Below are 15,469 nucleotides of genomic sequence, written 5' to 3' on the forward strand. Positions count from 1 at the left end.
ACCAGTCCGTCGACACCGGCTCACCAGTCCGTCGAATCCGGCTCACCAGTCCGTCGAATCCGGCTCACCAGCCCGCCGGATCGTCCCCGTCCACCCCGAACACGGTCCCGTCGGGCGCGCCCGAGCAGACCCGTCCGTCGATGATCACGGGCTCGGGCAGTGAGGCGGTGACCCGGTCCGAGGCACCGAGTCGCACCGGCGTCTCGCCACTCAGCTCGCCCTTTCGTACGTCGACCGCGAGCAGCCGTCCGTCGGGTGCGGTGAAGTACACATACCGCTCGTCGGCGACCGGCGCCGAGCTCCGCGCCACTCCCGACTCGGCCCGCCACAGCTGCTCGCGGCCCTTCATGTCGACGGCCACCATCGCACCGCCGACGCTGCTCAGCAGGTACACGACGTCACCCCGCACCACCGCGCGGGCCTGTTCGAGCCGTACGGGCAGCGCGATCCGGACCGTCTTCCCGGTGCCGGGGTCGTACCGGACCACGGCCTGCGTGTCGGAGTAGACGCCCCCGATCGAGGTGAGGAAGAGGGCGCCGTCACTGGCCCCCACCGCTTCCAGGCGCCCGTCCAGCCGCGCGTCCCAGCGCACGTCCCCGGTGTCCGGGTCGACCGCGGTGATCCGCGTCCGCGTCCCGGTCCCCTCGCCGGTGACGGTCGCCACGTACGCCGGCCCGTCCCCCTCGAACGACGTGAAGTACGCCTCCGGCTGCCCCGGGATCCGCTTGCTCCACTTCGTGTCGCCGGTGGCGCTGTCCAGGCCGGTCACCGTTCCGTCGGCGGCGGTGAGCAGCAGCGTGCCGCCCACGAACCGCTTCCCGGCGTACGCGGACACGTCCCGCTCCCACCGCACCTCGCCCGTCTCCGGATCGAGGGCCTGCGACAGCCGGCCCGCGTCCGACATGACGTGCACCAGACCACCCGACTCGACGGGACTCGTGCCCGCCACGCCCACCCCGCTGACAGTGTGCCGCCACAGCACGGTCCCGTCCGCCGGATCCAGCGCGGAGGCCAGCCCCGGCTGTACACACAACAACTTCCCCGCCCCGTACGAGCACTGCGGCGCCCCGGGCTTCTTCGCCGCCGACTTGGTCGCCCAGGGCTCGTGCACGGCCGCCGAGACGACGGCACCACTGGCCCGCGGCCCGGCCGTACCTCCGTCCCTCGCGTCCCCGACGCCACCCCCCATCACCTGCACCGACGCGAACACCCCGCCCGCGACGACGAGCACCAGGGCGGCGGCGGACAGAACGGCTGTACGGGTACGTGGCCGACTCCCGGCGGCTCGGCCCTTGCGCCCGGGGTCCGCCGGACCGGGCGCTGGACCGGTCGTCGAACCAGTCGTCGGACCGGGCGTGGGCCCGGCCCAGCTGTCCCCCCGCTCCCTGCGCTGCGCGCGTTCCGCCCGTTCCTCGCGCTCCGCCCGCTCGGAGGCGTGACCGAGCCCGCCCGAACCCTCCCCCTCCCCGGCAGTCCTCTCCCGCTCGGCCCGCTGGTTCGGTATGAACGCCTGGGTGTCGTACGAGGCGGACACGGACCGCAGTTCGCGCATCAGCTCATCCGCCGTGGGCCGGTCCTCGGGCTCCTTGGCGAGGCAGGCGCGGACGAGCGGTGCGAGGTTCTCGGGTACGCCGGTGAGGTCCGGCTCGTCGTGGACGACCTGGTAGGCGACGACGTAGGGGCTGTCGGAGTCGAAGGGCCCGCGCCCGGTGGCCGCGTGGACGGTCACCGACCCGAGGGCGAAGATGTCGGCGGCGGGCCCGACCTCCCTCGGCCGCCGGAACTGCTCGGGGGCCATGAACGGCGGCGTACCGATCAACTTCCCGGTCTCGGTGCGCAGTTCGCTGTCCTTCGGCCGGGAGATACCGAAGTCGATGACTTTGGGCCCGTCCTCGGCGAGCAGCACATTGCTCGGCTTGAGATCCCGGTGCACCACACCCGCCCGATGGATGTCGCGCAGCGCCTCCGCCAGCCCGGCCATCAGCCGCCGCAACTGCCCGGACGCCATGGGCCCGTTCCGCTTGACATGCTCGGCGAGGGTCGGACCGGGAATGAAGAGGGTGGCCATCCAGGGCCGGGCACTGTCGGTGTCGGCATCGACGACGGGCGCCGTGAAGGCCCCGCTCACCTGCCGCGCGGCAGCGACCTCCTGTCGAAAACGCCCCCTGAACTCGGGGTCCTTGGCGAAATCGGCATGTACGACCTTCACCGCGAGCCGTAGCCCGGAGGACGAGGTGGCCAGATGGACGATGCCCATGCCGCCGGATCCCAGACACGACTCCAGACGGTACTGACCGGCGTACTCAGGAAGTTCCGCTTCCGCTCCCGACCCGGTGCCCCGATGCGGTGCCATGGGTCCACCCCCGTGCTGTTTCGGCCGCTCGCGCGACGCACGGAGCCTAGTCGATGACTCGTACGGGACAGAGGCGGCTTGCTAGCCTTCACGTACGAAAAACGCACAGGTGTGCGTGTCCTGATTCAGGGGTATCAAAGGGACCCCATGGCTTCCATGGGGTTCAAACGGGGGGAGTACTGCCATGTCTGTCGACCATGTCGAAGAGATCGCGGGGAACGGCGAGGGAGAGCCGACGGCCACGCCGTCGGCCAAGGCCGCGACCGTGACGGCGTCCGTTCGCTACTACGCGGTCGCCCCGGGCGTCCGTCTCAACGTCCGCAGCGGCCCGAGCACCAGCTACGGCATCGTTCGCGTCCTCGCCGAGGGCGTCAAGGTACCGATCTTCTGCCAGACCCCGGGCCAGACCATTTCCGGCCCCTACGGCACCACCAACGTCTGGGACAACATCGACGACGGCCAGTACATCTCCGACGCCTACGTCTACACCGGCAGCGACGGCTACGTGGCCGGCCGCTGCGGCTGACACCCAGCACAGGACCGCCGGGTCGCCTCCGCCCGCACATCGGGCGGAGGCGACCCGAGCGGCGGCCCCCCATGGCAGCGGAGCCATAATCGACCCGTGAGCGACAAGCGCGACGAGCGGAACGAGCATGCCGAGCGGAACGGCACCCAGGCGACCCCCGCAGGTCCCCGCCCCGAGCCCATCCGCTTCTTCGGGACGACCTGGCTGAATCACGACGGCAATTACCCGGCCCGCCGCGCCGCCGTGTCCGCCGGCGCACTGGCCGCCGTGGCCGTCTCCTGCCTGGTGCTGCGCCTGGCCTACGAGGGCCTGCAACTCGCGGCGGTCGGCGGCTTCGTCAGCATCATGGTCGTCATCATGTTCGCGACCTGCAGCGCCCTGGCCTTCGGCCACACCTGGGGCTCCCTTACCAAGCGCCCCGACCCGGCCCGCCACTCCTCCCTCCGCGGCCTCCTCACCATCGGCTTCCTCGGCTCCCTGACCGCCTACTTCCTCCGCTCCCTGCGCGAGGCCCCCACCGAGTCCCTCCACCGCGAGGAATACGAGTCCGCCCGCAAGCAGTACGCCCGCCGCACGGAAAAGCGAACGGGAAACCCGGCGAAGCGGCACCGGACCTGACGTATTTCAGCCCCTCCGCCGGCCGCGATCACTTCAGCCCCTCCGGCGTTTGAGGAGCGGGGTCCGGGGCGGAGCCCCGGGGATGGGACGGGTAGGGGCGGCGGGGGCGAAAACCCCTGGGCCGGCCCCACCCGAGCGAACCAGGACGGCCCCCACCCGAGCTGGGTGGGGCCGCCCCACGTCTCACCGACCACTCGTCACCACGGCCGGCGCCGGCGCGTACCCCGCCGGCCGTGTCGTGAACGTACCCCGCCCCTGCGTCCGGCTCCGCAGCCGCGTCGCGTACCCGAACAGCTCCGCCAAAGGCACGCTCGCCGTGATCACCACCGAGCCCGCCCGGGCGACGGAGTCCGAGACCCGCCCCCGCCGCGCCGCGAGATCGCCGAGCACCCCGCCCACGGCGTCCGCGGGCACGGTCACGGTGACATCGACGACCGGCTCCAGCAGACCCATGACCCCCGTGCGCAGTGCCTCCCGGAGCCCGAGCCGCCCAGCCGTGCGGAACGCCATCTCCGAGGAGTCCTTGGAGTGGGTCGCCCCGTCGCTCAGAGTGACGCTCAGCCCGGTCACCGGGTGACCGCCGAGCGGCCCCTCGGCGAGGGCATCGCGGCAACCGGCCTCGACCGCGCGGACGTACTCCTGCGGCACCCGCCCGCCGACGACGGTCGAGCGGAAGACGAAGCCCGTGGCAGCGCCGCCGACGCCGTAGTCATCCGCCTCCAGGGGCGCCACGTCGAGGACGACATGGGCGAACTGACCCGCCCCGCCGTCCTGTTTGACGTGTCGGAAGACCAGACCGGACACCCCTCGCACGACCGTCTCGCGATAGGCCACCCTCGGCCGGCCCACCGCGACCTCCAGGCCGCTGGTCTGCCGGATCTTCTCCACCGCCACCTCCAGATGCAGTTCCCCCATGCCGGACAGCACGGTCTGACCGGTCTCGGGATCGGTCCGTACGACCAGCGAGGGGTCCTCCTCGGCGAGCCGCGCGAGGGCCGTCGCCAGCCGGTCGGTCTCATTGCCGCGGCGTGCCTCGACGGCCATCGAGACCACCGGGTCGGCGACGGACGGCGGTTCGAGGAGCAGCGGCGCCGCCGGCGCGCACAGCGTCGTCCCCGCGCGGGCCGACTTCAGCCCGACCACCGCGACGATGTCGCCGGCCACCGCCCGGTCCAGCTCGGCGTGCCGGTCGGCCTGGACCCGCAGGATCCGGCCGATCCGCTCGGTGCGCCGCGTGCCCGCGTCCATCACCACGTCCCCCTTCCGGATCGTTCCCGAGTACAGCCGCAGACAGGTCAGCCTGCCGGTGGCCGTGGCGCTCACCTTGAACGCCAGCGCCGCGAGCGGTGCCGACGGATCGGCGGCCCGCTCCTGTTCCGTACCGTCGTGCGTACCGCGTACGGCCGGTACGTCCAGCGGCGACGGCAGATACGCCACGACCGCGTCGAGCAGCGGTTCGATGCCACGGTTGCGGTAGGCCGAGCCGCACAGTACGACCACGCCGTCACCGGTGCGGGTCAGGTCGCGCAGCGCCGAGGCCAGCGTCCGCGCGGAGAGCGTCGACTCCGCGCAGAACTCGTCCAGCGCCACGGGGTGCAGTTCCGCCACCGCCTCCGCCAGCCGCTGCCGGCGTCGCTCCGCCTCGTCCCGCAGGGCCTCCGGGACCGGCCCCTCCTCGGCCGTCTCCGCGCCGTCCGCCCAGACCAGTGCCCGCATGCGCACCAGATCCACCACACCGGTGAACCCGTCCTCCGTACCGATCGGCAACTGCACCACCAGCGGAGCCGGATGGAGCCGCTCCCGAATGGACTCGACGGCCCTGTCGAGGTCGGCGCCCGCCCGGTCCAGTTTGTTGACGAAGGCGATACGCGGCACGCCGTGCCGGTCTGCCTGCCGCCACACCGACTCGCTCTGCGGCTCGACGCCCGCGACCGCGTCGAACACCGCGATCGCACCGTCGAGCACCCTCAGCGAACGCTCGACCTCGTCGGCGAAGTCGACATGGCCCGGGGTGTCGATCAGGTTGATCCGGTGCCCGTCCCAGTCACAGCTCACCGCCGCCGCGAAGATCGTGATCCCGCGATCGCGCTCCTGCGGATCGAAGTCGGTGACAGTCGTACCGTCATGGACCTCGCCCCGCTTGTGCGTCGTCCCGGTGGCATAAAGGAACCGCTCGGTGACCGTGGTCTTCCCCGCGTCGACGTGGGCGAGGATGCCCAGGTTGCGGACGGTGGTCAGGGAGTCGGCAAGGTTGCTGCGCATGGCCCGTGGCCTTTCAGCTGAGCTGTTTCGGGGCAGCGCGATTCCCGTACGAGGACGAGGAAGACATGGGCGAGGACGGAGCTGTCGCTCCGTCACAGGCATGGCTTCGAGGTCAGACGTTCGTCACGGGCATCCGGTACCGGCCGCGCAGCGGGCACCGGACGGACGGAGACACGAGGATCACCTCGTAGCGGGAACGGGGAACGACGACAGTGGTGTGGTCACACATGGCCGGGCTCCCCTCGCTCGTCGTTCGGTGGCGTGAGTCTAGGGAGATCGGCGGGGCCGGGTCACCCCATTTTTTTCCCGGCCCCCGAGGGACATCGGACCCGGAACGACGAAAAACCCCACCGACCGGAAACCGGTCAGTGGGGTCACTGTGCAACTGCGCTGTTCGCTGTGTCCGAGGGGGGACTTGAACCCCCACGCCCGATAAAGGGCACTAGCACCTCAAGCTAGCGCGTCTGCCATTCCGCCACCCGGACCAGGTGTCTGCCGCCTTGCCAGGGGTGTTCCCGGCGGCGACGTGGACAACAATACCAAGGTTTCGGGGTGGCTTTCACCTGCATATCCGGGTGCTGGGCGGGGTCGTGCGGGCCCGCAAGAGCGGGCCCGCACGGTCTCACCACAGGTAGTCGGGCGGTCGCTTTCCGGCCAGGTCAGGCCGCTGACGGCATGAGGTGGTACTCGGGGAAGTTGCCCGGGAGCCGCTCCCCCGCCGGGCCGTGCGTGACCGCCTTCACGAGCAGTTCGCCGCCGACGAACGCGCCCCGCCAGGACGCGCCGAAGCCGCCGAACAGCTCGTCGCGGTCCCCGCGTGAGCGGGGCTTTCCGTGGCCGACCTTGAACGCCCGGATCTGGGGGGCCAGCCGCTCGTACGTCGCGTGGTCGTCGGTGGACAGGGTGGCGACGAGCGCGCCGTTCGAGGCGTTCATCGCGGCGAGCAGTTCGGCCTCCGTGTCGACCAGGACGATCGTGTCGACCGGGCCGAAGGGTTCCGCGTGGTGGAGCGGGGAGGACGGCGGCGGGTTCAGCAGGGTGACGGGCTGGACGTACGCGCCCGTGTCCTGGCCGGGCAGGAAGCGTGCGGCGCCGGGCCTGCCCCGGTGCAGCGGGACAGCGCCGCGGTCGACGGCCTCGGCGATCTGGTCGGTCAGCTCCTTGGCCTTGGCCGCGTTGATGACGGGCCCGAAGTCCAGCTGGGGGTACGGGTCGTCGGGGTGCTCCACGGCCAGCGGGTGGCCGACCTTGAGCGTGCGGACCGCCGGGAGGTACGCGGCGAGGAACTCGTCGAACAGCTCACGCTGGACGACGAAGCGCGGGTAGGCCGTGCAGCGCTGCTTGCCGTAGTCGAAGAGTTTGGGGACGACGGCGGTGAGGGTGTCCCAGTCCGTGTGGTTCCAGATGCCCCAGGTGTTCAGTCCCTCCTGTTCCAGCACGTGTCGTTTGCCGAGGTCGGCGACGGCTGTGGCCACCGCGGCGCCGGTGTCGCGGCCGCCGACGAAGGAGACGCAGCCGACCTCGGGGGCGCGCACGAGCGCCTCCGACAGCTCGCCTCCGCTGCCGCTGACGAGGGTGACGGGTATCCCTTCGCGGGCGGCGAGCGCGGCGGCCAGGGTGAGGCAGGCGACGCCGCCGTCGGTCGGGGTCTTGGCGATGACCGCGTTCCCTGCCAGTGCCTGTACCAGCATCGCGTGAACGAGCACGCTCATCGGGTAGTTCCAGCTCGCGATGTTGGAGACGGGGCCGTCGAGCGGGACGCGTCCTTCGACCATGGGCTCGATGCCGTCGACGTACCAGCGCACGCCGTCGATGGCCCGGTCCACGTCGGCCTGCGCGAGCCGCCAGGTTTTGCCGATCTCCCAGACGAGGAGGAGGGCGAGCAGTTCGCGGTGCTGGGTGAGGGCGTCGAGGGTGGCGGCGACCCGGGCGCGGCGTTCGTCCAGGGGGACGTGGCGCCAGGCGCGGTGCTGGTCGAGTGAGGCGCGTACCGCCTGGTGCGCGGTGGCGCCGTCCAGGCGGGGCGGACCGGCGATGGGGCTGCCGTCGACCGGGCTGGTGGCGGGGAGTGCCCGGCCGTCGGCCTGCCAGGCGGCGCCCCAGAGGTTGAGGACCCGGTCGTCCCGGAAGGCCTCGGGGGCGACGGCGAGGCAGCGCTGCCAGGCGTCGGTCCAGGCGGTGCCGGATTTGAGTGTGAGGGTGGGTGTGGGTGTGGGTGTGGTGGGTGCCATCCGTTGCTCCGCTCTCGGTGCACAGTCGGGGGCGGGGTGGTGCTTGGCTGTGGGGCCGGCCGCAGAAGCCGTAGAAGCCGTGGAACGGGTGGCCCCACTCAGGACGCCAGCGAGGCGCCGTGACTCCTGAAAGTGACCTGGCTTCGGCTATGAGTGACGTCACGTGCCGCCTTCCAGGGCGGCCAGTACCAGCCGGGCCGTCTCGGTCGGGGTACCGCCCACCTTGACCCCGGTCGCCTCCAGCGCCTCCTTCTTGGCCTGCGCCGTGCCGGACGAGCCGGAGACGATCGCCCCGGCGTGGCCCATCGTCTTGCCCTCGGGCGCGGTGAAGCCGGCGATGTAGCCGACGACGGGTTTGGTGACGTGGTCGCGGATGTACGCGGCGGCCCGTTCCTCGGCGTCGCCGCCGATCTCGCCGATGAGCACGATCAGTTCGGTGTCGGGGTCGGCCTCGAAGGCGGCCAGGCAGTCGATGTGGGTGGTGCCGACGACAGGGTCGCCGCCGATGCCGACGCAGGTGGAGAAGCCGATGTCGCGGAGTTCGTACATGAGTTGGTAGGTGAGGGTGCCGGACTTGGAGACCAGACCGATACGTCCCGGCTTGGTGATGTCGGCGGGGATGATGCCCGCGTTGGACTGACCCGGGGTGATGAGGCCGGGGCAGTTGGGGCCGATGATCCGGGTGCCCTTCGACCGCGCGTACGCGGTGAAGGCGACGGAGTCGTGGACCGGGATGCCCTCGGTGATGACGACGGCGAGGCCGATGCCGGCGTCGGCGGCCTCGATGACGGCCGCCTTGGCGAAGGCCGGCGGGACGAAGACGACGCTGACGTCGGCGCCGGTGACCTCGATGCCCTCGCCGACCGAGCCGAAGACGGGGACGACCCGCTCGTCGAAGTCGACGGTCCGGCCCGCCTTTTGGGGGTTGACGCCGCCGACGACGTCCGTCCCGGCCGCGAGCATGCGGCGGGTGTGCTTCATGCCCTCGCCGCCGGTCATGCCCTGGACCAGGACCTTGCTCTCCTTGGTGAGGTAGATGGCCATGTCCGGGCTCCTCAGATCGCGTGGGCGAGGTCGGCGGCGCGGCGTGCGGCGCCGTCCATGGTGGTGGCCTGGTGGACCAGCGGGTGGTCGCGGCCGTCGAGGATCGCCCGGCCGCGTAGGGCGTTGTTGCCGTCGAGGCGGACGACCAGCGGTTTGGTCAACTGCACGCTCTCCAAGGCCTGCACGATGCCGTCCGCCACCGCGTCGCACGCGGTGATCCCGCCGAAGACGTTGACGAGGACCGACTTCACTGCCGGGTCGGAGAGGATGACGGAGAGGCCGTCGGCCATGATCTGGGCGGAGGCGCCGCCGCCGATGTCGAGGAAGTTGGCGGGGCGGGCGCCGCAGCCCGCGACCACGTCGAGGGTCGACATGACGAGGCCGGCGCCGTTGCCGATGACGCCGACCTCGCCGTCCAGCTTCACGTAGTTGAGGCCCTTGGCGGCTGCCGCCGCCTCCAGCGGGTCGTCGTGCGCGAAGCCCTCGTCGCCCCAACGGGTCTGCCGGAAGCTCGCGTTGTCGTCGAGGGTGACCTTGCCGTCGAGGGCCAGGATCCGGCCCTGTTCGGTACGGACGAGCGGGTTCACCTCGACGAGGAGGGCGTCCTCGCGGGTCAGCACCCCCCAGAGCCGTACGAGGACGTCGACGGTCTGCGGAGGCAGGCCGGCCGCCGCCGCGATCTCGGCCGCCTTCGCCGAGGTGACACCCTCGACGGGGTCGATGGGGATACGGGCCACCGCCTCCGGCCTGGTCGCCGCCACCTCCTCGATCTCCATGCCGCCCTCGGCCGAGGCGATCGCGAGGAAGCGGCCGACGGCACGGTCGAGGACGTAGGAGACGTAGAACTCGCTCTCGATCGCGACGGGTTCGGCGACCATCACCTTGTCGACGGTGTGGCCCTTGATGTCCATGCCGAGGATCTGTCGTGCCGTCAGCTCGGCCGCCGCGGGGTCGGCGGCGAGTTTCACTCCGCCCGCCTTGCCGCGTCCGCCGGTCTTCACCTGGGCCTTGACGACCACGCGTCCGCCGAGCCCGCGGGCGACCTCCCGCGCCCGCTTCGGCGAGTCGGTGACCTCGGCCCTCGGCACCAAGATGCCGTGTTCCTCGAAGAGTTCCCTTGCCTGGTGCTCGAAAAGGTCCATTCCGGCTCCTGACTCAAAAGTGCCGCACGCCCCCTGGACACCACCCACCGGATGCGGGATAACAAGCTTCATACAGTATTCGTCGACTGTATGCAATCAACCGCGAGAGCGTTCCAACCCCACGAAGGGACAGGACTTCGCCATGCCCGACGGCAACAGCCAGGACCTTATTTCCGGTGGTCACCTCGTCGCCAAGGCACTCAAAGCGGAGGGTGTGGAGGTCATCTACACCTTGTGCGGCGGCCACATCATCGACATCTACGACGGCTGCGTCGACGAGGGCATCGAGGTCGTCGACGTACGCCACGAGCAGGTCGCCGCGCACGCCGCCGACGGCTACGCCCGCATCACCGGCAAGCCCGGCTGCGCGGTCGTCACCGCCGGCCCCGGTACGACCGACGCCGTGACCGGTGTCGCCAACGCCTTCCGCGCGGAGTCCCCGATGCTGCTGATCGGCGGCCAGGGCGCGCACACCCAGCACAAGATGGGGTCCCTGCAGGACCTGCCGCACGTCGACATGATGACGCCGATCACCAAGTTCGCGGCGACCGTGCCGGACACGGCGCGCGCCGCCGACATGGTGTCGATGGCGTTCCGCGAGTGCTACCACGGCGCCCCCGGGCCCTCCTTCCTGGAGATCCCGCGTGACGTCCTGGACGCCAAGGTGCCCGTGGAGAAGGCGCGCGTGCCGAAGGCCGGCGCCTACCGCGCCTCGACGCGTTCGGCCGGCGACCCCGAGGCCATCGAGAAGCTCGCCGATCTGCTGGTGCACGCCGAGAAGCCCGCGATCCTGCTGGGCAGCCAGGTGTGGACGACCCGGGGCACCGAGTCCGCCATCGACCTGGTGCGCACGTTGAACATCCCGGCGTACATGAACGGCGCGGGGCGCGGCACCCTGCCTCCCGGCGACCCGCACCACTTCCAGCTCTCCCGCCGGTACGCCTTCTCCAACGCCGACGTCATCGTCATCGTCGGTACGCCCTTCGACTTCCGCATGGGCTACGGCAAGCGGCTGTCGCCGGACGCGACCGTCGTGCAGATCGACCTCGACTACCGGACCGTGGGCAAGAACCGCGACATCGACCTCGGGATCGTCGGCGACGCGGGCCTCGTGCTGAAGTCGGTCACCGAGGCCGCCTCCGGCCGCCTCAACGGGGGCGCGTCGAAGCGCAAGGAGTGGCTCGACGAGCTGCGCGCCGCCGAGCAGACCGCGATCGAGAAGCGGCTGCCCAGCCTGAGGTCGGACGCCTCACCGATCCACCCGTACCGGCTGGTCAGCGAGATCAACGACTTCCTCACCGAGGACTCCATCTACATCGGCGACGGTGGCGACATCGTCACCTTCTCCGGTCAGGTCGTGCAGCCCAAGTCACCCGGGCACTGGATGGACCCGGGGCCGCTGGGCACACTCGGCGTCGGCGTCCCCTTCGTGCTCGCCGCCAAGAAGGCGCGGCCCGACAAGGAGGTGGTGGCCCTCTTCGGTGACGGCGCCTTCTCCCTCACCGGCTGGGACTTCGAGACCCTCGTCCGCTACGACCTCCCCTTCGTCGGCATCGTCGGCAACAACTCCTCCATGAACCAGATCCGTTACGGCCAGGCCGCCAAGTACGGCCTGGAGCGCGAGCGGGTCGGCAACACCCTCGGCGACGTCCACTACGACAAGTTCGCCCAGATGCTGGGCGGTTACGGCGAGGAGGTCCGTGACCCCGCCGACATCGGCCCCGCGCTCCAACGTGCCCGCGAGTCGGGCAAGCCGTCGCTGATCAACGTCTGGGTCGACCCGGACGCGTACGCCCCCGGAACCATGAACCAGACGATGTACAAGTGAGGTGACCTCGGCATGACCAAGGCTCTCGAAGGCATCCGCGTCCTCGACATGACGCACGTCCAGTCCGGCCCGTCCGCCACCCAGCTGCTCGCCTGGCTCGGCGCGGACGTGGTGAAACTGGAGGCCCCGACCGGGGACATCACGCGCAAACAACTGCGCGATCTCCCGGACGTCGACTCCCTCTACTTCACGATGCTCAACTGCAACAAGCGGAGCATCACCCTCAACACCAAGACCGAGCGCGGCAAGGAGATCCTCACCGAGCTGATCCGGCGCTCCGACGTCATGGTCGAGAACTTCGGACCGGGCGCGGTCGACCGCATGGGCTTCACCTGGGACCGTATCCAGGAGATCAATCCGCGTATCGTCTATGCCTCCATCAAGGGGTTCGGGGACGGTCCGTACACCAACTTCAAGGCGTACGAGGTCGTCGCGCAGGCCATGGGCGGGTCGATGGCGACCACCGGCTTCGAGGACGGGCCGCCGCTGGCGACGGGGGCCCAGATCGGGGACTCGGGCACGGGGATCCACGCCGTGGCGGGGATTCTCGCGGCGCTGTACCAGCGGGAGAACACCGGGCGCGGTCAGCGGGTCAATGTGGCCATGCAGCACGCCGTCCTCAACCTCTGTCGGGTGAAGCTGAGGGATCAGCAGCGCCTGGCACATGGCCCGCTCCGTGAATATCCCAACGACGACTTCGGCGACGAGGTTCCCCGGTCCGGGAACGCGTCCGGCGGCGGCCAGCCCGGCTGGGCCGTCAAGTGCGCGCCGGGCGGCCCGAACGACTACGTGTACGTCATCGTGCAGCCCGTCGGCTGGCAGCCGCTCAGCGAACTCATCGGCCGGCCGGAGCTGGCGGACGACCCCGAGTGGGCGACCCCGGAGGCCCGCCTGCCGAAGCTGACCAAGATGTTCCAGCTGATCGAGGAGTGGTCGTCCACCCTGCCCAAGTGGGAGGTGCTGGAGCGGCTCAACGCCCACAACATCCCCTGCGGGCCGATCCTCTCCACCAAGGAGATCATCGAGGACGAGTCCCTGGTCTCCAACGAGATGGTCGTCACCGTCCCGCACCCCGAGCGCGGCGACTTCGTGACCGTCGGAAGCCCGCTGAAGCTGTCCGACTCCCCCGTGGACGTGACCAGTTCCCCCCTGCTCGGCGAGCACAACGAAGAGGTCTACGTCGGTGAGCTGGGCCTCGGCGACGAGGAACTGCGCCTGCTCAAGTCGAACGGAGTGATCTGATTGATGGCCGAAGACCGGGTGCTGAGGGTGCGCTCACTCCTCGACGCCGTGCGGGCCGAGGGCCGGGGCGCGCTGACCGCTCCCGAAGGCAAGGTGATCGCCGACGCGTACGGGATCGCCGTACCCGGCGAGGAGCTGGCGACCGACGTCGACGAGGCGGTGGCGTACGCGGCGCGGTTCGGCGGGCCGGTGGTCATGAAGATCGTCTCGCCGGACATCCTCCACAAGACCGACGCGGGCGGTGTGATCGTCGGGGTGGAAGGAGCCGGCGACATACGGGCCGCGTTCCACACGATCGTCGACAATGCGCGCGCGTACGCGCCGGATGCCCGGATAGCGGGTGTCCAGGTTCAGGAGTTGCTGCCCAAGGGGCAGGAGGTCATCGTCGGCGCGGTGACGGACCCGACGTTCGGGAAGGTCGTCGCGTTCGGGCTCGGCGGGGTGCTGGTCGAGGTCCTCAAGGACGTGACCTTCCGGCTCGCGCCGGTCGACGCGGACGAGGCTCTCTCCATGCTGGACTCGATCCGCGCGGCGGAGATCCTGCGCGGGGTGCGCGGGGCTCCCGCGGTGGACCGGTGGGCGATCGCCGAGCAGATCCGCCGGGTCTCCGAACTCGTCGCGGACTTCCCGGAGATCGCCGAGGTGGACCTCAACCCGGTGATCGCCACCCCGGAGGGCGCGGTCGCGGCGGACATCCGGGTGATCCTCGCCGAGTCGGTGCCGAAGCCCCGGCGCACCTACACGCGCGCGGAGATCCTCACCTCGATGCGCCGGCTGATGGAGCCCTCGTCGGTGGCCGTGATCGGGGCCTCCAACGAGCAGGGCAAGATCGGCAATTCGGTGATGCGCAACCTCATCGACGGAGGTTTCGCCGGGGAGATCCATCCGGTGAACCCCCGGGCCGATGACATTCTGGGCCGCAAGGCGTACAAGAGTGTCACGGACGTTCCCGGAGAGGTGGATGTGGCGGTCTTCGCGATCCCCGCCAAGTTCGTGGCCGCGGCGCTGGAGGAGGTGGGTCGCAAGGGCATCCCCAACGCCGTACTGATCCCGTCGGGTTTCGCGGAGACCGGTGAGCACGAACTCCAGGACGAGATCGTGGAGATCGCCGAGCGGCACGGCGTCCGGCTGCTCGGGCCGAACATCTACGGCTACTACTCGACGTGGCAGGACCTGTGCGCCACGTTCTGCACGCCGTACGACGTCAAGGGCGGGGTGGCGCTGACCTCGCAGTCCGGTGGCATCGGGATGGCCATCCTGGGCTTCGCACGCACCACGAAGACGGGTGTGTCGGCGATCGTCGGGCTCGGCAACAAGTCGGACCTGGACGAGGACGACCTGCTGACCTGGTTCGGGGAGGACCCGCACACCGAGTGCATCGCCATGCACCTGGAGGACCTCAAGGACGGCCGCGCCTTTGTGGCGGCCGCGCGGGCGACCGTCCCGAAGAAGCCGGTCGTGGTCCTCAAGGCGGGCCGTACGGCGGCCGGGGCCAAGGCGGCGGGCTCGCACACGGGCGCGCTGGCGGGCGACGACGCCGTGTACGAGGACATCCTGAAGCAGGCCGGTGTCATCAGGGCGCCCGGGCTGAACGAGATGCTGGAGTACGCGCGCGCGTTGCCGGTGCTACCGGCTCCCCAGGGCGACAACGTGGTGATCATCACCGGGGCGGGCGGCAGCGGTGTGCTGCTGTCCGATGCGGTGACCGACAACGGGCTGACCCTGATGGAGATCCCGCCGGACCTGGACGCGTCCTTCCGGAAGTTCATCCCGCCCTTCGGGGCCGCCGGCAACCCGGTCGACATCACCGGGGGCGAACCCCCGTCGACGTACGAGGCGACGATCCGGCTGGGATTGGAGGACCCGCGCATCCACGCGCTCGTCCTCGGCTACTGGCACACGATCGTCACCCCGCCCATGGTGTTCGCCGAACTCACCGCGCGCGTGGTGGCCGAGTTCCGCGAGCGGGGCATCGAGAAGCCGGTCGTCGCGTCGCTCGCGGGCGACGTCGAGGTGGAGGAGGCCTGCCAGTACCTCTTCGAGCGCGGGGTCGTGGCGTACCCGTACACGACCGAGAAGCCGGTGGCGGTGCTCGGTGCGAAGTACCGGTGGGCACGCGCGGCGGGGCTGTTGTGACGCGGGCGCACACCGTGAACCGGCCGGAGGTCCGGGGGTCGTCCCCCGGGTGTGACACAGCCCGGTGGGCACGCGCGGCGGGGCTGC

General features: G+C 70.6%; 10 protein-coding genes and 1 tRNA gene. 5 read left to right on the plus strand and 6 right to left on the minus strand.

Annotated features, from left to right (window positions below):
* Positions 1–64: 64 nt before the first annotated feature.
* A complete protein-coding gene (locus I8N67_RS38890) occupies positions 65–2,353 on the minus strand; it encodes a serine/threonine-protein kinase (RefSeq protein WP_200309016.1) in 2,289 nt (762 codons plus the stop codon).
* A gap of 184 nt (positions 2,354–2,537) precedes the next feature.
* On the opposite strand from I8N67_RS38890, the gene I8N67_RS38895 reads away from it, so the two are divergent.
* Positions 2,538–2,879 (plus strand): SH3 domain-containing protein, encoded by a 342-nt coding sequence (locus I8N67_RS38895; protein WP_200309017.1) that lies wholly within the window; start codon positions 2,538–2,540, stop codon positions 2,877–2,879.
* 96 nt (positions 2,880–2,975) lie between these two features.
* Complete coding sequence (locus tag I8N67_RS38900) at positions 2,976–3,497, plus strand: EamA/RhaT family transporter (protein ID WP_200309018.1); 522 nt, start codon at positions 2,976–2,978, stop codon at positions 3,495–3,497.
* Positions 3,498–3,680: 183 nt separating this feature from the next.
* Here I8N67_RS38900 and fusA read toward each other — a convergent pair whose 3' ends face one another.
* The 5 genes from fusA to sucC form a co-directional block, all read right to left on the minus strand.
* Positions 3,681–5,759, minus strand: a complete 2,079-nt coding sequence (gene fusA / locus I8N67_RS38905; RefSeq protein ID WP_200309019.1) for an elongation factor G — start codon at positions 5,757–5,759, stop codon at positions 3,681–3,683.
* A gap of 400 nt (positions 5,760–6,159) precedes the next feature.
* Positions 6,160–6,244 (minus strand) — tRNA-Leu (locus tag I8N67_RS38910).
* Between the two features lie 174 nt (positions 6,245–6,418).
* Positions 6,419–7,990, minus strand: coding sequence for an aldehyde dehydrogenase family protein (locus I8N67_RS38915; RefSeq protein ID WP_200309020.1), 1,572 nt, complete (start codon positions 7,988–7,990; stop codon positions 6,419–6,421).
* 159 nt (positions 7,991–8,149) lie between these two features.
* On the minus strand, positions 8,150–9,034 hold the full coding sequence (gene sucD / locus I8N67_RS38920) for a succinate--CoA ligase subunit alpha (protein ID WP_200309021.1): 885 nt from the start codon (positions 9,032–9,034) through the stop codon (positions 8,150–8,152).
* Positions 9,035–9,045: 11 nt separating this feature from the next.
* A complete protein-coding gene (gene sucC / locus I8N67_RS38925) occupies positions 9,046–10,176 on the minus strand; it encodes an ADP-forming succinate--CoA ligase subunit beta (protein ID WP_200309022.1) in 1,131 nt (376 codons plus the stop codon).
* A gap of 142 nt (positions 10,177–10,318) precedes the next feature.
* On the opposite strand from sucC, the gene I8N67_RS38930 reads away from it, so the two are divergent.
* Genes I8N67_RS38930 through I8N67_RS38940 form a run of 3 tightly spaced genes read left to right on the plus strand, consistent with a single transcriptional unit; the run spans position 10,319 to position 15,382 of the window.
* Positions 10,319–12,004: a thiamine pyrophosphate-binding protein gene (locus I8N67_RS38930; RefSeq protein WP_200309023.1), complete on the plus strand. Its 1,686-nt coding sequence runs from the start codon at positions 10,319–10,321 to the stop codon at positions 12,002–12,004.
* Positions 12,005–12,016: 12 nt separating this feature from the next.
* Positions 12,017–13,246 carry a formyl-CoA transferase gene (gene frc, locus I8N67_RS38935; RefSeq protein ID WP_200309024.1) on the plus strand — a complete coding sequence of 410 codons (1,230 nt, stop codon included), beginning with the start codon at positions 12,017–12,019 and terminating at the stop codon, positions 13,244–13,246.
* A 3-nt stretch (positions 13,247–13,249) separates the two neighbouring features.
* Positions 13,250–15,382 (plus strand): acetate--CoA ligase family protein, encoded by a 2,133-nt coding sequence (locus I8N67_RS38940; RefSeq protein ID WP_200309025.1) that lies wholly within the window; start codon positions 13,250–13,252, stop codon positions 15,380–15,382.
* Positions 15,383–15,469 lie beyond the last annotated feature (87 nt).

Origin of the sequence: Streptomyces adelaidensis (genome assembly GCF_016598475.1) — a bacterium.
Taxonomy (GTDB): domain Bacteria; phylum Actinomycetota; class Actinomycetes; order Streptomycetales; family Streptomycetaceae; genus Streptomyces; species Streptomyces adelaidensis.

Bases quoted from the DNA above. Each gene is read 5' to 3' on its own strand.
- I8N67_RS38895 (WP_200309017.1), top strand. From the start codon at position 2,538: ATGTCTGTCGACCATGTCGAAGAGATCGCGGGGAACGGCGAGGGAGAG.
- frc (WP_200309024.1), top strand. From the start codon at position 12,017: ATGACCAAGGCTCTCGAAGGCATCCGCGTCCTCGACATGACGCACGTC.
- I8N67_RS38890 (WP_200309016.1), bottom strand. From the start codon at position 2,353: ATGGCACCGCATCGGGGCACCGGGTCGGGAGCGGAAGCGGAACTTCCT.
- fusA (WP_200309019.1), bottom strand. From the start codon at position 5,759: ATGCGCAGCAACCTTGCCGACTCCCTGACCACCGTCCGCAACCTGGGC.
- sucC (WP_200309022.1), bottom strand. From the start codon at position 10,176: ATGGACCTTTTCGAGCACCAGGCAAGGGAACTCTTCGAGGAACACGGC.
- I8N67_RS38915 (WP_200309020.1), bottom strand. From the start codon at position 7,990: ATGGCACCCACCACACCCACACCCACACCCACCCTCACACTCAAATCC.
- I8N67_RS38930 (WP_200309023.1), top strand. From the start codon at position 10,319: ATGCCCGACGGCAACAGCCAGGACCTTATTTCCGGTGGTCACCTCGTC.
- sucD (WP_200309021.1), bottom strand. From the start codon at position 9,034: ATGGCCATCTACCTCACCAAGGAGAGCAAGGTCCTGGTCCAGGGCATG.
- I8N67_RS38940 (WP_200309025.1), top strand. From the start codon at position 13,250: ATGGCCGAAGACCGGGTGCTGAGGGTGCGCTCACTCCTCGACGCCGTG.